Annotated in this window: 16 protein-coding genes; all 16 read right to left on the bottom strand. The window is 46.9% G+C overall.

The features are described 5' to 3' along the window. On the bottom strand, positions 1-1,286 hold a 1,286-nt coding region (locus AB4Z17_RS09995), incomplete at its 3' end, for a DUF5696 domain-containing protein (protein ID WP_441959606.1). Next, positions 1,279-3,294, bottom strand: a complete 2,016-nt coding sequence (locus AB4Z17_RS09990; protein ID WP_441959604.1) for a YIP1 family protein — start codon at positions 3,292-3,294, stop codon at positions 1,279-1,281. The genes AB4Z17_RS09990 and AB4Z17_RS09995, both read right to left, overlap by 8 nt. A gap of 27 nt (positions 3,295-3,321) precedes the next feature. Beyond that, positions 3,322-4,179, bottom strand: coding sequence for a carbohydrate ABC transporter permease (locus tag AB4Z17_RS09985; RefSeq protein ID WP_054027383.1), 858 nt, complete (start codon positions 4,177-4,179; stop codon positions 3,322-3,324). Positions 4,180-4,183: 4 nt separating this feature from the next. Continuing rightward, positions 4,184-5,155 carry a carbohydrate ABC transporter permease gene (locus tag AB4Z17_RS09980; RefSeq protein ID WP_076269448.1) on the bottom strand — a complete coding sequence of 324 codons (972 nt, stop codon included), beginning with the start codon at positions 5,153-5,155 and terminating at the stop codon, positions 4,184-4,186. Further along, positions 5,152-8,103 carry an extracellular solute-binding protein gene (locus AB4Z17_RS09975; protein WP_441959603.1) on the bottom strand — a complete coding sequence of 984 codons (2,952 nt, stop codon included), beginning with the start codon at positions 8,101-8,103 and terminating at the stop codon, positions 5,152-5,154. Before AB4Z17_RS09975 ends, AB4Z17_RS09980 begins: the two co-directional genes overlap by 4 nt. Continuing rightward, the gene (locus tag AB4Z17_RS09970; protein WP_441959601.1) at positions 8,100-9,230 is read right to left on the bottom strand and encodes an ABC transporter ATP-binding protein; all 1,131 of its coding nucleotides are present in this window, start codon (positions 9,228-9,230) and stop codon (positions 8,100-8,102) included. Before AB4Z17_RS09970 ends, AB4Z17_RS09975 begins: the two co-directional genes overlap by 4 nt. A gap of 275 nt (positions 9,231-9,505) precedes the next feature. Continuing rightward, positions 9,506-10,342: an NAD-dependent epimerase/dehydratase family protein gene (locus tag AB4Z17_RS09965; protein ID WP_441959599.1), complete on the bottom strand. Its 837-nt coding sequence runs from the start codon at positions 10,340-10,342 to the stop codon at positions 9,506-9,508. 31 nt (positions 10,343-10,373) lie between these two features. Further along, positions 10,374-11,597 (bottom strand): enolase C-terminal domain-like protein, encoded by a 1,224-nt coding sequence (locus AB4Z17_RS09960; protein ID WP_441959597.1) that lies wholly within the window; start codon positions 11,595-11,597, stop codon positions 10,374-10,376. A gap of 192 nt (positions 11,598-11,789) precedes the next feature. After that, the gene (locus tag AB4Z17_RS09955) at positions 11,790-12,452 is read right to left on the bottom strand and encodes an HAD family hydrolase (RefSeq protein WP_441959595.1); all 663 of its coding nucleotides are present in this window, start codon (positions 12,450-12,452) and stop codon (positions 11,790-11,792) included. Between the two features lie 98 nt (positions 12,453-12,550). Next, positions 12,551-14,719 carry a carbohydrate-binding protein gene (locus AB4Z17_RS09950; RefSeq protein WP_441959593.1) on the bottom strand — a complete coding sequence of 723 codons (2,169 nt, stop codon included), beginning with the start codon at positions 14,717-14,719 and terminating at the stop codon, positions 12,551-12,553. A 272-nt stretch (positions 14,720-14,991) separates the two neighbouring features. Beyond that, a complete protein-coding gene (locus AB4Z17_RS09945; protein WP_441911241.1) occupies positions 14,992-16,542 on the bottom strand; it encodes an extracellular solute-binding protein in 1,551 nt (516 codons plus the stop codon). Positions 16,543-16,575: 33 nt separating this feature from the next. Beyond that, the gene (locus AB4Z17_RS09940) at positions 16,576-17,127 is read right to left on the bottom strand and encodes a hypothetical protein (RefSeq protein WP_441959592.1); all 552 of its coding nucleotides are present in this window, start codon (positions 17,125-17,127) and stop codon (positions 16,576-16,578) included. A 34-nt stretch (positions 17,128-17,161) separates the two neighbouring features. Then, positions 17,162-18,088, bottom strand: a complete 927-nt coding sequence (locus AB4Z17_RS09935; RefSeq protein WP_441911238.1) for an ABC transporter permease — start codon at positions 18,086-18,088, stop codon at positions 17,162-17,164. A gap of 910 nt (positions 18,089-18,998) precedes the next feature. Continuing rightward, the gene (lepB, locus tag AB4Z17_RS09930; RefSeq protein ID WP_441959590.1) at positions 18,999-19,577 is read right to left on the bottom strand and encodes a signal peptidase I; all 579 of its coding nucleotides are present in this window, start codon (positions 19,575-19,577) and stop codon (positions 18,999-19,001) included. 24 nt (positions 19,578-19,601) lie between these two features. Continuing rightward, positions 19,602-20,966, bottom strand: coding sequence for an ABC transporter substrate-binding protein (locus AB4Z17_RS09925; protein ID WP_441959588.1), 1,365 nt, complete (start codon positions 20,964-20,966; stop codon positions 19,602-19,604). A 27-nt stretch (positions 20,967-20,993) separates the two neighbouring features. After that, a complete protein-coding gene (locus AB4Z17_RS09920) occupies positions 20,994-22,799 on the bottom strand; it encodes a cache domain-containing sensor histidine kinase (protein ID WP_441959586.1) in 1,806 nt (601 codons plus the stop codon). Between the last annotated feature and the right edge of the window lie 16 nt (positions 22,800-22,815).

Below are 22,815 nucleotides of genomic sequence, written 5' to 3'. Positions count from 1 at the left end.
CCCTTCTCCAGCAGCCCATTTACGATATTCGTTGCCTGCGGAAAGGTCGTTGCCGTAATATATTTGATTTTGCTGAAGGCTTCCGTATAGTTGCCCCCCATAATTTTTAAATACAAAGGGGTGTGTTCAACAGGCTTTAACGGTTCGTTCAGCTTGCCGCTTTCCGTCATGTACTCTCGATAAGCCTTCGCCATTCCGACATAACCAGCGTCATCTTCATTAAGAAAGCGATATTCAACCTCTCTATCCGTATTCAATCGCTGTTTCTGTACCGCTTTAAGCGGTGCGGCAAGCCGGCTCATTCTGTACAAATATTCCTCACGGTAGATCTGATTGGAAAATACGTTATACATATTGGATTTAAGACCTGGCGGCATCGCAGCAATATTCGCCGAATCACCGCCCTCCGTAAGCACCGCCATAAAGGCGTTGCTGCCTCGTTTCATGCCGAACACCGGGTAAGCAATATTCTCACGTCTTTCACCTGAACGCGTCCAGTTTCCGGTATTGGTTAGTTCAAGGCCGTATACCTGATGGATATAACCTCTAGACACGCCAGCCCGCTCTTTGTCAAATCGGATCAAGCCGCCTGGTCCATCTGGAACAAAAATATATCCATCCTCCTCTGAGGAAGCCGCGCCAAAGTAGGGAAGCAAGTCTACCGTAAAGACGGCATATTCTCCGTCCTCCTTAATTCCCTCCGTTGGAATCCGTACCTTAAGCCCCTTTGACGTAAGCTCGTATTGGATCGTAAAGCCCAGCTGTTTTTCCGGGAAAACATAGGAGACCTGAAGCCCCTCTGCCGTTTTGATTAGCGATGTTTGCACTTTCGGATCATTCGCGTTCAGCACTTCCCTGATCGTCTGATCCTTTCCTTGTGTCCTTACATAAGTGAGAACAAAAGGCGATTTCAAGTTGGCGAGCAGCACACCTTTAACCGTTTCGCTGCTTAGCTGGGCTTCTGAAGGATTGCTGCTCCACCTGTACCCAGTACGTTTATCAACCAAAGCAATTTGTGTGCTTGTGGGCTGAATATAAAGCGCGAAGTTCTCGCTTGCTAGTGCTTCTGCGAAGCCATCAGCTCCCGCTTGCGGTTTCCAAGCCTCGCCTTCATAGAGAGGAGCCTTGCTCACTGCTCTCTCTTTAATCCCTGTGTAGGCAAGAGCTTGTGCCGGCGAGAGCTCATCTCCTTGCAGGATAACAACCAAAATGATAATAAGTAACGCGCAAACTGCGATTGCTGCAAGCTTTACTCGAAGGGAAGTACGCTTGATGAACTCAACCATAGAAGGTCACCTCCTTGTAAAGCTGATAGAAGAAATCGTATAAATTGTAGGACAATCCGAAGACGAGAAAAGCAAACAGCCAAATCGTGCCAATGGTAAATATCGTGATGGCGATATTTTTGAGCGTCTCCACAAAATCGAAATTGTGAATGACCTGCGTCATAACGATCAGCATGACACCCATCCACAGGAACATAACCGTGTTTAATGAGTCCACGATCACTCGCTCATCAAGCGTAACGATATTGGACAGCAGTAATGTTGGAATGGAAAAAAACAGATACGGTGCAAGCGCATAGGTGCTGCCTTGAATGACCTCTCTGAATTTCCCTTCCCCGTCCTTCACGCTGCATACGAGATAATTCGCGATGATCCACGTTACCCAAGGAACTACGAATAATCCCAAACTTCCAAATAGATTGACCTGCGAGAGCTCCACGGGATGGAACAAAAACCCAGTGTAATAAATCGTCACGATCTTTACCGCCACAACCGAAACTAAAATAAAAATAATAATCCAAGGTGCAACTCTAGCTTCCTTCAGCTTGTAAAATCCATGATAAGGATGAAGCATGACGTACCAAAGGTTGCGCAAATCGCCAAGCGGGCGCTGCCAAGATTCAGGCAAAGGACGTCGCTGAAGCTGCTTCTTAAGCAACAGGCGGCTATATCTAAGCAAAAGAAGAAGAGCTGCCAAGCCTAAAACAATCCATATGAAATGCTGCTGCAAAAAATCTAGTCGGATTTGCCAGAACGCTTTGGAATAACCCTTCGTATCAAACGCTGTTTTTAAGAAAGACAACGCTTCCTCGTTGTTATTCTCATGCAGATATACCTTGCCGAGCCCTTGAAAAGTTCCGTTGTACATATCATTGCGGGCATAAACGCGATCCCAATAAGGCTTGCTCTCCTCATATTTGCCTTCCAAATAGAGCCCCAACGCATTCATAACGTCGCTTCCGAATTCCGTGCGAACAAATTTGTGAATTGTACCTGTTCGGCTGTCAGAAATCCAGACGCCGAATTTAGAATCTACGCCAATGCTCGTCGGAAATCCAAGAACACCATATTGCTGTGTTGCGTTATCAATGAACCCGAAAGCAAACAATGCTTCGCCATTTTGGTCATAAATATTAATGTTTGCTGATTCCATATCAATGTTGTATAAGAAGCCCTTTGAGTCGCTTGCTACATCAACGATGCCATGGCCGTTCACGAGCGTCTTATTCTTAAAGGCATCGACACCGCCCGCATTTAGCTTGCGAATAGCGCCCTGCCCGAATCCCGCTGCCGTTGCTGTAAAGATAAATCCATCTTTATCAATGGCAACATTGGAGATTGGCCGGGGAAGGCTTGCCGTCTCTTTATCCAGCTGCTCCTTGTTGAGCACGAGCTTCTTTAGCCAGTTGAGTACCGTTTGCTGCGCTTTATTGGCACCAAAGAAACCCATGAATTCCCCTTCATCATTCATGCGCAGCAAGCCCTGATAGGAGGAGTTCAAGCTGACATACATGACGCCGCGCCGATCAACGACAAGCTTTACGGGAACAAAATGCTCCTGCTCCAGAAACGTTGATGCGGGCTTCTTGTACTCTCGGTCGAACGTACCGTCGGCACGATAGACAGCAATGCGCTGATTGCCCGAATCGGCTACATAAACGACACCTTCCGGCGTAACGAATAAGCCTTCTGGCGCACTGAGCATGCCGGCTCCCTCTTCTTCGCCAATCGTCTGCAGCAGCGCTCCGTCATTATCAAGCACGATAACTCGGTTCGCTCCTTTGTCAGCCACATAAACCTTATCGTCTGCGCCCACCTGCAGATCGATCGGCTCTACAAAGCGAATTCCCTTCGTTTCAGCTGGTGAATAAACCGGCTGTATACGCAGCCAAGTCGATTGATTGCTGTCATAGTAGGCCGTTCGATAGGGAAGCTCCGCGTGTATCGCTTCTGGTGCGACAAGCATGGAGGTCGCCGCAAGAAGCAGGAATATTAGAAATCTCTTCATCGTCACGACTTCCTTTGCTGGTTTGAATTACTTAATTCCGGAATGGACCATCGTCTCAAGCACTCTTCGCTGGAAGAGCAAGAAGATAATTAGGTTCGGTACAAACATGAGCAAGCCGGCAGCGGCGGCCATGTTTTGTCCCGATACGCTGTTTTGCAGTCCGCTAAGCAGACTATTGACATAGAAGGCTAACGTTCTCATCGTTTCCTCTTGCATGAATAATGTTGACGTCTCCACATCGCCCCACACGCCTTGGAATGTGAAGATGGATATAGTCGCGATGGCGGGAACGGAGAGTGGAAGCACCATTTTGGTAAATATACCGAAGTGGCTGGCCCCGTCGATCTTGGCTGCTTCCAGCAGTTCTCCCGGAATTTGCGAAATAAAGCCAACCAGCATGAATACGGCGATTGGAGACGCTAATGCCGGCAAAATATGTCCGAAATACGTATTGTTGATGCCGATTCCGCTGATGATCAAGTACCTCGGAATCCCAACGGTCTCAGGTGCGAACATCAACGATAAAGTAATAAGAGACAAAATCAGCTGCTTGAAATGAAACTGGTATTTCGCAAGCACATAACCTGCCATAGTGCTGACGATGATGACCGTAAACAACGTAAGTCCCGCTACAATTAAACTGTTGAACAAATAACGGGTAAACGGAACCGTTGCGTTTGATGCATGCAATATAAGCGATTCAAAATTGCGCAGCGTTGGGTTTTGGACTAAAAATCGCGGCGGGAAAAGAAACAGCTCATTTTGCGGCTTGAAGGCATGGTTCAAAATAAACACGATCGGCAGCGACATGAATGCGGCCAGCGCGGTAAAAACAGTGACAAGGATGATCTGAAACGGCGTCACTCTGCGAAGTTTTCGAATCATGGTTTTACAGCTCCTCCTTTGATCCGAACAGCCGATAAGCAAATCTCATTGCAAAATAACTGATGATCAGCAGCATGACTGAGACCGAGGATGCATAACCGAGCTCGAAACGGATAAAAGCGTAATCGTCAATATGATTAATAATCAAATGCCCTGAATAGGAAGGGGTAATCGCCATCCCCGTCAACTGGGTGGATATGCCTCCCGCCTTCAGCGTTCCTACGATCGACATGACCGCGCTGAACAGCATTTGCGGCTTCATCGACGGAATCGTAATGTAGAAAACCTCCTGCAGGCGGCTGGAAATCCCGTCAATGCGGCCAGCCTCGTACAGCTCCCGATTTACCGTCTGAAGACCAGCCAGCATAGCGAGAAAACCAACGCTGAAGCTGACCCAGAGCGATACGATAATCATAATATTGAGCAAATATTTAGGGTCCTGCAGCCAAATCGTCGGACTGTCGATCCAGCCCATCTTAAGCAAAAAATTGTTAAAATAACCGACGCGGTCACCGCTGAACGTCGCAATCCAAACGACGGATAACGCGACGCCGCCCGCCATAGACGGTGCATAAAACGCAAGCGTGTAGTAATCGCGAATGCGAATGGGCAGCTGATGAATGAGCCAAGCGAACAGGAAAGCTAAAATATAACCTCCCGGCCCTACGATTAACGCGAACAAAAAAGTATTCGGAATCGCTTTCGTTAGAAAAATGATGTCCTGTGTGAACAAGCTGATGTAATTTCGTACACCGATAAAATGAAGCGATCCAAAGCCGTCATAGGACGTAAATCCAAGTGTCGCTGCCATAACAACCGGAATGACGATAAACATTAGGAAGCAAATGAGAAACGGCGCAAGAAACAGATAACAAAAAGCATCACGTCTCATTTCCCGCCAAAAGCGATTCCATTTCACACGCAAAGCGGATTTCTGCTTCGGCTTAGCTATGCTGGGAGAAAGCTGCGTATTCATTTCTGCGGTTCCTCCCATTCGTAAGGTTGTTTAATTTGCGGAATTTTCAAATCCTCATTAGCCGATATGCCAAAGTCATTTTGTCTGCGATTCATTTCCCGCTGCAAGGAAAGCTGAGCAGCTTCAAGCGATTCCTGCGCAGGTATGCCCTCGAGAACCGTCCGATTCCACGCAAACTCCATCTCTCTGTTCAAGAAATAATAACCCGGTACATAAGGCATGTTTTTCGCCCAGCGCGCCTGCTCTTGAAGCGCCTTCAGGTCATCGCTCGGCCAAGTAAGCGACTTCATCGCATTGACATTCGCCGTATTCCATCTGAACTCAATCCCATAAAAGGACTCGACGTCTTTGGCGTATTGCGATTGCACCTCCTCCGAGGTCCACCACTCTAGAAACTTCCAAGCATCGTCTTTCCGTTCACTTTTCTTCATGATCATCGCGGCAGATATAGCCTGCGGCGACCATCTTGCTACCTCGCCGTTCTCTTGCTCGATGCCCGGCAGCGGTGCGATTTTCCAGTGTCCGGTTATTTCCGGAGCAGCAACGAGCAGCTGCACATAAGTGTTGAAATCGGCCACACCTATAGGAATATCTCCATCGCGGAAATGCTGGAAAAATGCTGGTATGTCAATCGGCAGATTGTATTTCTTGTAGAGCTCTGTCCAGCGCTTGAATGCCTGCTGGCCGGCATCGCTCGAGAGCGCACCCTTCAAACCGTCTTGCGAATACACCTCTGCACCATTTTGAAAGAAAAGTGTAGTGAAATCGCTTTTCGGATAATTCATCGTCATTCCGTTTTCCTGAAGCGTTGGTAAAATGTCGAACACTTCATCCCATGTATCCGGAACCTTCAGGTTCAAGCCTTCTAGAATGTCGGTTCTGTAGAACATCATCTGGAAGTTCTGCACCTCTGGCAGTCCATACATTTTTCCGTCGTAGCTAAGCGAACGGCTGACTCCGGGAATAAATCGATCAAGCACATCCTTGAAGCCTGGAAAGTCAGACAGCTCCGCGGCCGCATCCCGCATTGCGAAGTCAGCTGGCGTAGACTCCCCAACGCCAAGCGCAATATCAGGCACGTCTCCTGCTGCATTTCCAAGTATGAGCATATTCGGGTTGGTCATCAGATTGATATTGACTTCAATTCCCGTCCGTGGCGTGAAATCATTATCTACCATCTCACGCAGCAGCTCGACGTAATCTCGACCGCGCTGTACCCAGATAGTCAGCGCTTCCTTCTTGTTATGCTTGCGCGTGTCGTAGTCCAAATAGAAGGAGCGGCCAAAATCAGCAATCGAGTAAGGCACTCTTGAAAGCGTCGTCGGCACTTTCAGATCCGTCACCGTATTTGGCGTCCGAACGACGATATAATCCATGAGCAAAGGCTGCTGAGTCAGCGTTGCCATCCACGTTCCAATATTGTTCTGAATCGTCGAGAAATCATTGATTTTATTCGGTATGACGTTCACATCCACCAGCATCTTCTCGAGTATCGCTACGGAACCTTTGATCGCCTCAGATAAATCAGAATCCTTTTTATTGAGACCATTGATATAATTCCGAATATCCGTTAACTGGGCGACAAATTCCGTCATCTTCTGCTCGACATCCGGATCAAGCTTCTTCATATTCCACGTTCGCGTTGAATCGATGTTGGCGTCAAAAGCCGATTTGCTATAGTTTCCTGTAAGCAATCGTATATGCCGGTCGAATATTGCAAGCTGATCCAGCGTCTCCTTCAAAGCCAGATAAACGGGCTGAACGAGTGAGGAGTCAGCGGTCATGCGCAGGACATGTGCGCCCTTCTCCAAATAAAAGAGGAAAGGTTTGCCTTCTGCATCAGCAAGCGTGCCAATGTCGAATTCCTTCTTCGTCGGAATACCGTAATGAAGCAGCTCCTGAAACGGTGTTTTCCCATCAATCGAGATGGTGCGATATGCCTCAAAGCCGTTGCGATAGTTTTGAAATGTTTTCAGGTCGATTTCATACCAGCCGGACTCCGGCACAGAAAGCTCCCATTCCACCCACTCGCCTGGCAATCGCCAGCGCTGACCGCCTAAGACGTTATAAGTAATTCGCCCTTTCGGGTCAGGTGAAATATAAGGCTCTGACCAAAAATCGGTCTGAATTGCAAGACTTGATTTCCGCTGAAATTGCTCCGCTTCAACCATGCTGAACCAGCTCTGCTTCTCCTCTGCAGGCGGATGCAAGTTTTTGTAATACTCATAAGCTGGAATTTCTTCCTTTGGCTTGAAAGCTATTTCTCGGAGCGCGACGGACTCTCTCACCCCAACCAACCGCAGCTTATGCTGCCCTTGTTCCAACCGGTAGAGTACAGGCTCGGATGAAGCAGAGAATATCGTTGCCGCTTTGGCGCTCCAACCGGCTAGCTCGGTTTGCGGAGGACGAATCTGCTGTCCGATCTCGTTGCGATCATATGGAAATTTGGAATCCTTCCAAAGTCGCTCCAGTTCAATGCGTTCCGACTCCGTAAACGGATATCGGCCATCAATTTGAACGCCGCGAACGACAGAGGCGTTGCCTCCTTCTAGAGCCTTGTAATCAAAATGAAGCTCATACCAGCCGCCCTTCGGCACGTCGAACGTCCATTCCACCCAGCCCTTTTCGTTTTCCCAATAAAGCGCAGCTTCACCTTGCTCCTTATCAATCCTTACAGCCGCATCTTCTGCGGCAGCTAGATAGGCGGTTGGTGAAATCACAACAGACTGAAGGTTCTCGTCGGTTTTGGCCGCCTCCGGATATTGGAACATCAGCTTGGCGTAAGGCAGCTCCTCTGTTTTGCTTTTATAGGACAGCAGCTGCTCCGTGCTCACCGAGGTTGCATGAAGAACGGGTTCACTAGCCGTAATCCAGCGGATGACTCCGAACACCAGCGCTAGTACCAGAATGAGACGAAGAGCGATGCCCAGCATCCTCATTCTCCTCATCTGTCGTCTCCTCCAGCTGCCAAAGATATGCCGGTTTCCTCATCAAAGAAATGAACCTTGCTCATGTTGAAACCAACGACAAGCTTCTCCTCTTTGTAATAAACGATCTCTGGCTCCGTTCTGCCAATGAGCGTTTTCTCTCCTACCTTCACGTACACGTACGAATCGGCTCCCGTTACTTCCGTCATCTCTACTACGCATCGAAAGAAGTCATCCTCCTCCGCGTTTGCTTCTTCCCGCTTCAGCCATACATGCTCAGGGCGAACGCCCATCACACAGTTGCGAAGCGATCCGCTTTTTACCGCAAAATGCGCATAATGACGTTCTGGAACGAGCAGCTTTATTCGCTTATTAACGAAATAATAAAGACCATCCTCCAAGACTAGGCTCCCCTCCATAAAATTCATTTGGGGCGAGCCGATAAATCCGGCGACAAACAAATTCGTCGGTTCATCATAAAGCTGGCGAGGCGGGGCAACCTGCTGGATAACGCCATCCTTCATAACGACAATCCGCGTTCCCATCGTCATCGCTTCGACTTGATCATGCGTCACATAGACCATCGTCCGCTTGAGATCGCTCTGAAGCTTAATAATCTCCGCCCTTGTTTGAGCACGCAGCTTCGCATCGAGATTCGACAGCGGTTCATCCATGAGGAACACTTGCGGCTCCCTTGCTATCGCTCGGCCGAGTGCGACACGCTGTTTCTGACCGCCTGACAGCTGGCTTGGCTTGCGCTCCAGCAGATGCGATATTTCCAAAATTTTCGCCACACGGTTGACCCTTAGCTCGATATCGTGCTTTGCCGTCTTGCGAAGCTTGAGTCCTAGCGCGATATTTTCGTAAACGGTTAAATTCGGGTATAGGGCGTAGTTCTGAAATACCATCGCAATATCTCTGTCCTTAGGCGAGACATAATTTACGAACTTCTCATCGATGTACAGATCTCCTTCGGTGATTTCCTCTAGGCCAGCCAGCATCCGGAGCGTTGTTGATTTGCCGCAGCCGGAAGGACCGACGAGCACCAGGAATTCCCCCTCCTCAATGGAAAGGTGGAAATYGTTGACCGCCGGACGCGACTCCCCTTTATAGTGCTTATATACATGGCTAAACGTAATGCTTCCCACCCTTGCTCACCTCTCATGACGTATTGTCTTCCTCTTGCTACTATTAATGTTAACGCATACATTCGTCGGCAAATATGAGGTGATATTTTCTTTTGTTGTCAAAAATTAGCCTCTATCAGCTAAAAATCACTATTTTCCCTTCAATCTTAGAAAGCGCTTTCTATAATGGAAACAAATCCATAATCAGCCTCTTCTGCTGCCAATAAAAAAAGAGACCGCCTCTCTAGGTTTGCACCTGTTGAGTCGGCCTCTTTCATTTGTACTTATTCGGCTGTTTACCGATGGTCTGCCCAAGAATACTTAGGGCTCCAATCCAGCGTATCCTTCGCCATTTGATTGCTGACTACAGCTGTCCGCCCAGTTAAAGGTGCGCGCAAATCGATGACTCCCGGATAAAATTGTTGCAGCAAACGCTCGGTTGACCATTCGCTAAGCGTATCGTTGCTCGTAATATTGAGGCAAATGGCTCCGCGGTCCTCCACATGAAGCGACGCGATACATGCACTGACTGCATCTCGTATATCAATATAGCTCCATAAAATATGTTTAAAGGACTCCGGCTTATCAACCGCAATATGCTTGTAATCCTCAGGTTTAGTAATCATGGAGAAACGGAGTGAAATGACCTGCATGCCATTTCTTCGATCGAACATCGCAGCTGTCACTTCATTCACTACCTTCGATAGACCGTAGCACTCTTGCGGCTGCTGCGGATGGTCCTCGTCCAGCGGCAAATAATCCGGTGCAAATGGCGTTTGTGCCCATGCAAAGCCGTAGGAAGACTCGCTTGAGCCCATAACAACCTTCCGAATGCCAAGAATCGAGGCGGCTTCCAAAATATGATACGCTGCAACCGTATTGTTCGCGAATATATACGGGTACGAATGGCCAAGCGGTGCAGGAATAGCAGCCATATGTATGATGGCATCCGCACCGTGAAGCGCTGAAACGACCTGCCCGAAATCATTTAAATCTACTTTGATTTGCTTGCAATGCAGCTGATTTGACCGCTCGTTGTCCAAAGAAACAACCTGATAGCCATCCTGCTGAAGCGCCCCAATGAGCTGTGTTCCGAGCTTGCCGCTCCCGCCAGTTACTGCGATTGTTTTCATAGAAAAAGCACCTCCAATTTTCAACTTGTTATTATGGCCGCACAAGCGTACCGTCAGCCTTTCGATCCAAATGATAAGGATTGTGATAAGCGGAGCGATTCCAGTTGTCCCCAACTAGCAGCTGCGCCTTTAGCTCATCCAGCTCAATGCCAAGCCCCGGCTTGTTCGAAGGGTAAAGATAACCGCCCTTTCTAACGATATGCCCCTCAAAGGCATCAAGCTCTTCCGCTCTAAAATGGTTCACTTCCTGAATGCCGAAATTCCATATCGCCATATCAAGATGTACCGCCGCCGCTTGGTTAACGGGATCATTTTCCCCGCCTTCCTGCCACGCGGTACGCACGCCAAACGCTTCGCACAGCGCTGCTATTTTGCGGCACGGCGTTATGCCTCCAGCTTTCGAGACGCGAACGCGAATGAAATCGATCAGCCTCTCCTTGACGAGCTCCGTCCACTCCTGCGGATTCACGAACAGCTCGCCAACCGCCTGCGGCGTTGCGCTCTGCTGACGAAGATGGCGATACCAGCCAATTTGCTCCGGTGCGAGCGCATCTTCAAGAAAGAACAGACCATAGGGCTCAACCCGCTTCGCCAGCTGGATCGCATTGATAGGCGACAGATGCTCATGGACATCATGCGTAAACTGGATACCCATGCCAAACGCTGACCGCAATTGCTCGAACATGTTCGGAATGGCATTCAAATAAGCCTGCTCGTCAAACACTGGACCTTTTGTCCAAGCACGCTCCGGCAGGTTCGCCTTGTCAGCGTTAATGAAGCCGCCTCCCCCATACCCGCCCATCTGTACGCGAATGACGGTATAGCCCTCCTCCATAAAACGCTGCACATCCTCTTTGAGCTCGGAAATATCCGATCCCCCTGCATGTCCATAACAAGGAACAGCCGCGCGGCTTGCCCCGCCGAGCAATTGATAGACCGGCAACCCCGCTTCCTTCCCTTTAATATCCCATAATGCCATATCAATACCGCCGACAGCCGTATGCAAAATAGCTCCGTTTCTCCAATAGCCGCTCATATACATCGTCTGCCACAAATCTTCTATGTTAGCGGCATCTTTGCCGATCAGAAGCGGCGCCAGCAATTGCTCAATAACTTGTACAACGGCTTCCGGATTGTAGACATCCGAAGCCGAGCCGAGTCCATAAAGCCCGTCTTGATCGGTCATCACCTTTACGATCGTCCAAGTTCCGTTCTTACGCGTTCGAATACATTTGATTCCCGTTATTTTCGCCATGCCCTCACCTTTCCTTTCCGTGTCTCGTTTAGTTTAAGTCAATCACACGGCATTCCACATGAGGCATTTTTAAACTTTCTGTCCTATTGTTAGCCTCTTTCCTAATCCTATGATGCTTATTGCCTTAGTAGTTGCAATATAAAAAAAGAGAGCATCCAATATATGGGATACTCTCTTTTTACCTGTTTAAAATTATACTTTCTCTAATTGCTCAAGTACAAATCGCTTGAACGCTTCCACCTCGTTAAAAATTCGCTCCGGCAGGACGCGGTAATCTTTATCCTGCACGACAGCCATCCACTGAGCTGCAAATGTACGTATTCCGGCTTCTTGACCTGCCATCATATCATCGTTGCTGTCGCCGACAAAAATAGTTTCTTCCTTTGCCCAGCCAAGCTCGTTCAATATAAGATGGATTCCTTCCGCTGATGGCTTGCGCTTCTCCACATCATCGCCCGTTACGATATTGTCGAAGCTAACCTCCCAGCCCAGCTTGTCCAGCGAAATATCGAGCGTACGCCGCGATTTGCCTGTGAACATGGCAATTCCGATGCCTGATTGCCGCAATGAGACTAGCAAATCAGCGATTTCCGTATTTCGCTCTACGAGCTCCTCATGACGCTGCTCGTATTCAGCTACATATTCGGTTATGGCTGCTTCCACTTGCTCGCGATTGCTTAGATGCTGTTCAATAATTTGAAGCTCCGTCGGCCCTGCCAATGCGTACATATCCTCAATCAACACTTGCCTGCCATCATATCTCTGGAATACACCTGAAATCACTTGATACATCACCGGCCAAGTATCAGCCAGTGTACCATCAAAGTCAAAAATAATATGTTTAATGTTGTTCAAAACATTCTCTCCTCTCCTACTAATAACTTTCTCTATTATAATCATGAAAAAAGCGATCCCGCTAGGGGAACGCCTTTTTCATTTAAATCTATGGATCTTTACTGATGACTAGTCGGATGATTTACGGTTAATGGGATTTCATTATTGAAGAGACGTGCAATATCGCCAGTCAACCGCAAATAGAAATCAGAGGATACGGCTACGCCGTCCGCATCGAGCGTAAGGAAATATTGATTGTTCGGAATCATCGAGCTGTTCTCGGCGGCTTTGGCAATCGCTGTCGCCTCGTCATATTCATCAAACATCGCAATATAACCTGTATTGATGCCTAAACTTTTTAAATTGTAAGCCTGTCGCCACATGAAATCGCCATGCAGACGAGGAATTTCGTTGACGGGACCGTTTTTCATGTTTTTCCATGCAAAACCCGGCCAAATCACGGGCTGATATACGATGCCATTCTGCTGAGTAAATGCGAAATCCGGCGCCCACTGATTCGTCTTGTAATGATCAGCGCCCGCTAGCTGGCTGAACCGACCGACAAACCAAGGCGATAACATATCAAGCGATTTGTACACATCGAGGAAACCAGGCTTCGAATCGTTATCCCCATTGCGCCAATGGGTAGGAACGCCGCCGATCACATAATAGCCTTGGTTTTTGAACCAAGCGATTAAGTCKGCGGATTCCGCTGCTGTTCCCGGCCGATCGGTAAACCCGATCCCCCAAATACAGATGACCAGCTTACCGTCCTGCTTGGCATAGGCAGTCGATGAGGTTAAATTCATCGTGCCAACAACATTGTTGGTAAAATCATTTTTGACCGCATTGACCCACTGGCTTGGATTGAGATCCGTAATGTCATACATCACATAAAATTTGCGGTTATAGGTTTCTGCAGCATTTTTCACCTTCACAGCTACGCTGTCGCGGTTCTGATTCCAATTATTCGGCGCATAGTTTGCATCCGCCCCGAACCTTTGCAGCGCTGCGCCGCTAATGTTGTACGTCTGCATCCATTCAAAATGCTTGTTCACCGTTTCTTGATCATAAGAGGAGAACAGCTTGGCTGGCTGACCGTTGCCTAAATTCCCTAAGTTCGTTTGATACAGTTTCGTATACTCTCTTAAATCTGGATACATCTCGAAGTTTACGTTGGAGTTCGCTGTCAGATTATTATTGTTTTTGGACCAATGTGTCCAGTTGTTTAGAGGTGATCCGTCGCCCCCAGCGGTAAACCAGCCCTGGTAACCTGCAAACACCTTTCCGACTACATCGCCGCCAATTGCGGCAGCAGCAAATTTGAACCAGTTGATATTAAACAGATTACCTGCTCCTCCAGTAAATTTTAAATATAGATTATGGACTCCGCTTATTGTGTTAATGGAACAGTTTTTGGTTGTCCAGGACTGCCAGCCGCCCGTAGTCGTTACCGCGCAAGTACCTGCCAGCGTGCCATTCAAGCTGTCCAGTCTAATTTCAACATTGCCGCCGGTTGTTTGGCTTGCCACACGCAGCGCAACCGATGAGGCTCCACTCCCGAAGTTCACATTGTTAAATACAAGGTAATCCCCGTTGTCCACATAAGCGACATTTTGACCGCCTTCACTGGAGTTTTCCAATTGCGTACCGAATTGACTGTTAAAGGCGGAAGCTGCCGTTTGAACAAAAGCCGATATCGAGCCTGGCGCAACTGTTGGAGCAGGTGTAGCTGTTGGAACTGGCGTCGCAATCGGTGAAGGCGTTGGCGTTGCCACAACTGTCGGTCCATACACCTCAAGCTCCGATATTTGTCCCCCAGTTGCTCCAGTATTAGCTGTCACATTTATTTTGACATAACGCACATTTGTGCTTGTAAAGTTGATGGTGACCGCATTTGTACCGGATTGATAAGTATAGGCCGCAGAAGCAACAATGGTGTTGTAGTTTGTATCATCACTGCTAGTCTGCACAGATAAAGTTTGCGTACGGTCACCCCAAGCAAGCGGCAGCTTAAGAACTACTTGATTGATGGCTTGGCTGCTGCCCAAATCGACCCTAATCCAGTTCGRATAACTGTTTGCAGCTCCCTCCCAATAGCTTGCTTGATTGCCATCCGTTGCGTTTGAAGCTATATAGCTCTGAGTATGGTTGCTTTCTGTTACACTTTTGTTCAGCGCCAAATTGCCAGCTGCCGATACCTTGGATGGCGATAACGAGAGCTGCGTTGAGATAAGAACCAGAACAAGCAATAGGACGTAAACCTGTCTTCTTCCTTTAACCAACATAAATTCCCTCCTCAAAAAATGGATGATACCGCGATGCTCCAATCCCTATTTATTCGATCCTACCACCTCCTTCGCCGCTTCTGGGGTATCGAAAAAAGCCTGGTCCCCCGGGGGACCAGGCTCGCGTTTTAAGGCTGCTGGTTGTAAATGCGATACAAGTGAACTGCCGTTTCGCAGCGGCTTCTTTCATACTTATCCAATGTATCCGCTTTCAAACGTTGTCAAAGGAGAAGCCTTCCTCTACATAAGGTCGGCTTCTCATTCGTCACACTTTATTTTTTCTTCGCAAGAAACTCATCAATTTGTCTTTGAGTTTCAGCGATGATGACATCAAGTCCATTTTTCTTTTGCGTTTCGATATAAGCAGCAACTGCCTTCTCGACATCCTTCACCACGCCAAACTCTATCGGTCTGTTAAGTTCATCGTTTGCTGTATCGCGCTTTGCAATCTCGTTTTTCATATTGTCTTCTGCGATAAACAGGCCGTCGATAGGCGAGTTGACGTTATTAGGCTTGCTTGCAAATTCAGCTTCCTTCAGCCAGAAATCCGTTCCATATGTCATCGTCGGACGCATGAATTGCGGCTTCCAGAATGCCCATTGTCCGCCCCACTCCATATAGTTGCTCGTCGTTGTTTCCATGCCTTCCGGATATTCAGCCGTTTCCCCGTTCAGTACATAGGTTTTGCCTTCAATGCCGTATTGCACAAGATCATACAACGTTTTGTCCGTTTCCATCATATCCAAGAAACGAAGCACTCGTTCTGGATTTTTGGAGTTGCGGTTAATGGCCACAACATTGGCAAGAGCCGTACGGTTAACGAATCTTTTGTCAGGATAAAGCTCTGCCGATTCCATCTTGAATGACGGATCAGAGAAACCAGGATTAGCGCTTACCCATTCATGCGATGTTACAGTGAACAGCTTCTTGCCATTTCTCCACTCTGCTGCTTCGTCTGACTTATCGATCATCGCATCACGGTTAATCAAATTATCGTCATACCAAACTTTAGCCAGCTTTGCAGCCTCAAGGTAGAATGGTTGCTGCTCAACCGCTTTAATCGTAATTTTGTCATCGCTTAAATAGAAGCCAAGGCCGTGGAAGTTAAGATCTACCCACTCATCACGAATCATAATGAGGGATACCGGTGGCGTCCGGGAGATTCTTTCGTTCGGGTACGCTTTTTTCAATTCACGCAGCAATCTGTCGACATCCTCAATCGTTTTGATTGAGCCTGCTGGAATATCAAGTCCTGCTTTCTCAACAAGATCGGAGCGCCAGCCAGTAAATTTACGCTCATTCATTTTCATCGTCCATGGAAGACCTACGATATTGCCGTTTACCGTTGCAGCAGCAAGTGTACCCTGCTCCTCATATTTCTTATGCAAGTTAGGAGCAAATTCCGGCAGCAGATCGTTTAATGCCATGTATGAACCTTTGGCAGCCATCTGCTTGTACGAAAGCCAGTCGCCGTCAAAGTTCATATCCCAATTATCGCCGGAAGCGGCCATAACGAGCATCTTTTCTTTAAAGTCGCCAAACGGAATGAAGTTGATATCAAACTTCACGTTTAGACCTTTCGCTTTCACATATTCGCTGACCTTGGACCAAACCTCATCCGTAGCTGCTTTTTTATCACCGCCAAAATAAAACTTCAGCGTGACTTCATCCTCCTGCTTCACTTCGTTCCCGCCAGTCGGCGCATTAGTCGCCTTCCCATTGCTCGGCGTATTGCTGTTGTTTGAGCTGCATGCTGCTAGAATAACGCTTAGCAGCATAATGACAGCAATAAATAGCGGCATTTTTGTAATGCTTTTCTGCATCTGAACCTCTCCCCTTAGCTTATGTTTTATATACTACACGGCGGAAGCCGAGATAGTCATCCTTTTACTGCGCCCACCATCAAGCCTTTGACAAAAAAACGTTGAACGAACGGATACAAGAAAATGATAGGGCCAATCGTAACGACCGTAAGCGCCATCTTGATCGATTCCGAAGGAATTTGTGCTGATATTCGCTGCATAGCGGATGCAAGGTACTAATCCGCCATTAAACAGCATTGTAATAATGACGTAGATAGACAAAATGTTTCTATACTTGAATGACCGTCTCGCCATTACGTATGCGCCCATGCTCGTTACGAGCAAGGATAGAATTGTTCCTGCCACCGTAACGAGAAGACTTACGCCATACGCATCAATAATGCGATTAGAGCCTAGAAATAAAATGCGATAAGAATCGAAAGTAATGCTCTTTGGCCATAGCGTGTATCCATAATCCATAATGTCCTTCTCCGTGCTTAACGAGCCTGAAATGACCATAATGAATGGAAACAAGCAGGACAGACTGAACAAGGAGATCGCTATAATGATAATAAATTGTGAAATTGAAAATTTCTTCAGATTCATGCAGATGATCCTCCCTTGATGTGAATGAACGTTTTTAGAAAATAGCCGAGTCTTTGTCTATTTTGCGTGCCGCGTAATTGCTGCCGATAATGAGCACGAAAGCAATGAACGACTGGAGGAAGCCCGCCGCAGATGCCATGCCGATATCCCCTGATTTGCGCAAGCTGCGATAAACAAACGTATCAATAACGTCAGTTGTAGGAAATAAGAGAGAAGCATCGCCGACCATTGCGTAAAACATTCCAAAATCAGCGTTCATGATTCTGCCAACAGCCAGCAAGGTTAAGATAATGATCGTTGGCCGCAGCATCGGAATGCTGATAAAACGGATTTGCTGCCATCTTGTCGCACCGTCGATAGACGCCGCTTCATAATACGAATTGTCGATGGACGTTAATGCCGCCAAATAAATGATTGTGCCGTATCCAGTAACCTTCCAGCGAACCGCTATCGTTAGAATGAGCGGCCATAAGCCGGCTTCGCTGTAGAAATCAATCGGCTGCATGCCTATCGTTTCCAGCACACGATTAATCGCTCCACTCTCAAAGTTCATTAAATTGTAAGCGAACACTCCGACTACGATCCACGAAATAAAGAAAGGAAGAAAGGTTAACGACTGCGTAACTCTCTTAAAATATTTGTTTCTAATCTCATTGAGCAGCAAGGCAAACCCTACTTCAAAAATGAGCCCGACTGTAATAAACAATGCGTTTAACAGTATCGTGTTTCTCATCGCCCGAAAAGCGGTCGGAGAAGAGAACAAATAATCAAAGTTATTCAGCAGCGGGTGCATCCAATCGCTTCCGAAAATTCCTTTAGCAAAGTCAAAGTCTTTAAAGGCGATGACTAGACCTGCAAGCGGCAAGTAGTTAAAGAGAAAAAGGAGCGTCGCGACGGGCAGGAACATGAGCAGCAGCGTTCGATTTCTAAGTAATTCCCGAATGACTCCATTAGATTTCATAATCGATTTCCCTTCCATTGATGTGATACTTTTATTCTAAGGGAGCCCGCCTGGGCTTACTATGAGCCAATCTTATACTTTGTGGTTTAAGATTATCCTCCTATGCATAAAGCTCCTTTTCCACCTCGATCAGACGCCTCATCTACTCAATAAGCGCACATATGCGCTTACAGACAACAAACTAAGGCTATTCTCGTGTTGTAAGAACACATACGTGCCTACAGCTCCATTTCCACCTCGATCAGACGCCTCATCTACATCAATAAGCGCACATATGCGCTTACAGACAACAAACTAAGGCTATTCTCTCACTGTAAGAACACATGTGTGCTTACAACTCCATTTCCACCTCGCCGAGATGCCTCATCTACTCAATAAGCGCATATTTGCGCTTACCGACAACAAACCGAGACTTGTCTCAAGCTGTAAGAACACATACGTGCTTACAGCTCCATTTCCACCTCGCCGAGATGCCTCATCTACTCAATAAGCGCATATTTGCGCTTACAAACAACAAACTAACCCTTTTCTCAAGCTATAAGAACACATGCGTGCTTACAGCTCCATATCAACCTCGATCAGACGCCTCATCTACTCATTAAGCGCATATTTGCGCTTACAGACAACAAACTAAGGCTATTCTCGTGCTGTAAGAACACATACGTGCTTATAGCTCCATTTCTACCTCGCCGAGACGCCTCAAATACTCTTTAAGCATATATTTGTGCTTATCGGGTTCAAACAAAAAAAAAGACCACCTAAACAACCGGTGATCTCTACATGCACATAACTAAGTAACAGACTTCTTCCTTCGTTTTTACCAATTAAGCTTTGTATCCATATGTAGCTTTGTTCATCAAGAAGTCATAGCTCCCATTACTCTTGGTTACTTCCTAACCTCCTTTGCTGCCTAGCGTTTGTTCTCATAGCCGACTACTTTACCTACGATTTCCTCTTCGGCAAAAGCACCCGCTGATTGGCTGTCATGGAATCCTCGCCAACGTACATCCGCCAATATAAAATACTCATTCTCCTTTAGCTGCAAGGGCTTATTCATAGAATCATTTTTATCGGAAGAAGGATCGCTCCCGTAAAAGGTATCCAGTTTATTTCCATTAATATAAACTAGCCCTTTTTTAACCTGAACCGACTCGCCAGGAAGCCCAACAACTCTTGCTATATCCGTCGCTTGTTTATCTTTCTCAACTTGGAATAAGGCAATATCGCCGCGAGATATTTGATTTTCCTTATAATAATTCAAATCAACCAACACTTCATTGTTTAAAGCAAATGGATGGGGATGCGTATAACCGAGCTCTGACAGCATGCCATCCGTTTCTACTTTTACTTTCGTCAATGAGGAATCCGGGTTTTGAATGAACTCTATTCTTTTCTCTGTAGCCGTATCCGTAATGGATTTACTACAGCCACCCATGATGATTACGACGACCGAGAAAACAACAAACATAACCTTCCATCTCGTCCTCATCAAACATCCCCTCCGCTGCTGTTGTCACTTATCACGATTCCGCTTCCAATGCTCCCGCAGCTCCAGCGTTTTTTTGTTCCATGCCTCTGTCTCTGGAATGATACGGTTAATGTCGGCACCTTGAAATACGATATCATTGATAACATTGATCCAGTTGTACTCCGAAAAACCGGGTATCGTGGCGCCAGGCAATACGAGGCTGTTATCCTTGGTCATCTTCACAGCTTCGATATTTTTCCCTTGCCACAACGGAACCTCATCAATATAGGCTGTCAGCTCTGGATCAATAACGGAAGCATTCGCTCCCTTCTCGATTTTCCATTTCTGCGCTTCCATCTCGAATTGAAAACTAATCCATTTATATGCCTCTTCTTTATGCTTCGAGCCGCTCAGCATCGCAAGCGGACCATAAATATGGAAGGAGTATTGGTTGACCTGCCCTCTCGGAAAGGGAAGTATATCCCAGTTAAAATCAGCCTCCTTATGCAGTGTCGGAAGCAGCCAATCTCCGGCAATGTCAAACGCTGTTTTTCCATTTATGAATTGCTTAACCACATCGCCTTGTGCTTTGGATTCTGCCCAAGAGAGCATAGACCCATCCTTGGTGACAAATTCAGTCAGCCAGCGCACATCCGCCATCACATCCGGCGTGCTTAGCAAGCTTTGGGTCAATCGATCATTTAAGTAAGCCAAATTAGGCGCATGTCCATCCGCTGCCGCTTTCATCGGCAGCAAGCGCATCACAAAATCACTGTTCGTAGTGAGGCCGTATTCCCCAGCTGCAGGGTCCGTGACACGTTTTGCAATATCACGCAAATCATCAAAGCTCCAATCATTTGAAGGCATATCTATGCCATGCTTGGCCAATAAATCTTTATTGACAATAATCCACATTGGAACATCGACGAACGGCACAGCAAGCCTGCGGCCGTTAAAGGCCATCGTATCAAAGTATCCATCGGGCAGCACCTTGCCTTGGAAGGAAGCATCTTCATCCATGTACGGCTTTAAATTTTCGAGCAGGCCGCTTTGTTCATAACGAAGCAAATCACCAACAACCCAAGTCAGATCAGCTGGTGTGCCTGCCGCCTCCAATGCAATAATTTGATTCATGATTTCGTCATCGCCGCCCACGATTTGAACGGGCTCAATCGTAATCCATGGATATTTGGCATTGAATTTATCGTACAGCTCCTTATACGTCTCTCCTCCCCAGGTCAGAAGCTTAAGCGTAACTGGTGTTTTGCCTGAATATTGCCCTTCTTGACCACGATTTGATCCATCTGCCCCATTCTCGCCATCCCAGCCTTTAAACGTGCAAGAGGTTAGAACTAGCATAAACATCAGGAGTATACTTATAACAAATGTTTGTTTACGTTTGTTTATCAAGATTATGCCTCCTTTGATACTCACGCTTCACTCATTGCCAATTGAATCGATATTCTGGTCTTCCTTCAAAATGGGATGCCTTAACGTTATCGTTGTTCCCATTTCGGGCCCCGTCTTGATTTCAAGCTTGTAACGATCTCCAAAATAAAGCTTCAAACGATCATTCACATTGCGAAGCCCTACGCCTCTGCGCGTATGCGAGAACTTTTCGCTAGGCTCTTCTTCCGTCTCCAGCAGTTCCAGCACGGACGCTGGAATGCCTTTGCCATTATCCACAATATCGATTACGATATCCTCTCCGATTTTTCTGGCTGCGATCATAATTTTCCCTTTATCAAAATCGTCGCGCACGCTATGCTGAATCGCATTTTCTACAAGCGGCTGCAGCAAAAGCCTTAGAAACGGCATATCCAGCGTCTCTGTCTCACAGGAATACAAAATACGAACGACCTTGCCCATTCTTGCTTGTTCAATCGATACATAAGCCTTCACCTGCTCAATTTCGCGGCGCAGCGTCGTAATCTCTTTCCCTTGGTTTAGACTGAGCCGCAGCAGATTGCCAAGTGCCGATACCATCTCGCTGATGTCGCTGCGTCCATGATTTTCCGCCTTCCACCTAATTGACTCCAAGGTGTTGTATAGAAAATGAGGATTAATCTGGTGACTCAGCACTTGAAACTCCAGCGCTTTTTTGTTCCTTTCGGAGCGTGCTGCCTCCTTAATCAATCCTTCTATGCGCTGAACAAGATTGCTTACTCCTCTATACAGCCAGCCAACCTCATCCTTGCGGGACGACGAAGGCAGCAAGTAATGAAGATTTTCCGCCTCCAGCCTCCTCATTAAACGAACCAAATGCGCAATAGGCTGTGTATAGTAAGCTGTGATATAAAAGACGACACTAATGCAGCAAATAAGATAACCGATCAAAAAGATTACGAGCATGCGGTTAATTTCATCAATCGTACCCGTCAGCTCATGAAGAGGGGTCAAGCTCACGATGGTCCATGGATGGTTAGCCATCTTCAAATAGGTTGCGAGATAGGTTTCCCCTTCAATCGTAATAGACGTAGAGCCTTCGTCACCCGACTTCATATAAGAGATTAAGGCAGTTGACGGAAATTCCTTGCCTGTCCATTCATTAACTGCAGAATCATAATGCACGATGCCTTTCTCATTAATGAGCAGCAGCTTCTGATCCTTTAGCTGATCGGACGGCGAGAAATATCTTCTTAAATAATCCTCGGATAAGTCAGTCGCAATGATGCCTCTTAATTTCTGATCGTACAAGCCCGAGAATCGCTTCACATAGGAGAGCAGCGGTTTTGCATATTTCCCATGCATGGGCATGGTCAAATACCACGTCGGACTAACCGTCGCTTTGGAGCGCTGAAACCAATACTGGTCTCCGATACGCACCGATTCATCAATTGTCCTCATATAGGATGGATAATCTGTTGGCTTGATTGGGTACACCTTGACTCTAAAAGCATCAATCGTAGACGTAGCATGATACAGCACTGTCAATAGATTGACTGTAAACGCTTCCTCTTCTGCCAGGTTTAATGGTTCCGTTTCCAATAAATCCTGAAGCTCCTTATTTCCGATGACATCGTTGACTTGATCATTTAAGTTGCCCAAATAAATTTCGAAGTTTTTTCTTGCTTGCAGAAGATAGCTCATGGACATTTTCGTATTCGTATTGGAGATGCCCTCGATCGATTTAATATGCGCATAATACGCAAAAAGCAGAAATGGAACGATAATGATCATAAAAAATATGAGAATCATCCRATTGCGAAAGGATGAAGCGAGCCGAAAGGACACTTTATTCACAAGTGTACACCTGCCT

Origin of the sequence: Paenibacillus sp. TAF43_2 (genome assembly GCF_052113545.1) — a bacterium.
In the GTDB taxonomy this organism is placed as follows: domain Bacteria; phylum Bacillota; class Bacilli; order Paenibacillales; family Paenibacillaceae; genus Pristimantibacillus.
The sequence above is the reverse complement of the archived record's forward strand: the minus strand, read 5'-3'. Positions and strand labels throughout refer to the sequence as shown.

Excerpts from the sequence above, each read along its gene's own strand:
- AB4Z17_RS09990 (WP_441959604.1), bottom strand. The coding sequence starts at position 3,294 with ATGAAGAGATTTCTAATATTCCTGCTTCTTGCGGCGACCTCCATGCTT.
- AB4Z17_RS09985 (WP_054027383.1), bottom strand. The coding sequence starts at position 4,179 with ATGATTCGAAAACTTCGCAGAGTGACGCCGTTTCAGATCATCCTTGTC.
- AB4Z17_RS09980 (WP_076269448.1), bottom strand. The coding sequence starts at position 5,155 with ATGAATACGCAGCTTTCTCCCAGCATAGCTAAGCCGAAGCAGAAATCC.
- AB4Z17_RS09975 (WP_441959603.1), bottom strand. The coding sequence starts at position 8,103 with ATGAGGAGAATGAGGATGCTGGGCATCGCTCTTCGTCTCATTCTGGTA.
- AB4Z17_RS09965 (WP_441959599.1), bottom strand. The coding sequence starts at position 10,342 with ATGAAAACAATCGCAGTAACTGGCGGGAGCGGCAAGCTCGGAACACAG.
- AB4Z17_RS09960 (WP_441959597.1), bottom strand. The coding sequence starts at position 11,597 with ATGGCGAAAATAACGGGAATCAAATGTATTCGAACGCGTAAGAACGGA.
- AB4Z17_RS09945 (WP_441911241.1), bottom strand. The coding sequence starts at position 16,542 with ATGCAGAAAAGCATTACAAAAATGCCGCTATTTATTGCTGTCATTATG.
- AB4Z17_RS09940 (WP_441959592.1), bottom strand. The coding sequence starts at position 17,127 with ATGAATCTGAAGAAATTTTCAATTTCACAATTTATTATCATTATAGCG.
- AB4Z17_RS09935 (WP_441911238.1), bottom strand. The coding sequence starts at position 18,088 with ATGAAATCTAATGGAGTCATTCGGGAATTACTTAGAAATCGAACGCTG.
- lepB (WP_441959590.1), bottom strand. The coding sequence starts at position 19,577 with ATGAGGACGAGATGGAAGGTTATGTTTGTTGTTTTCTCGGTCGTCGTA.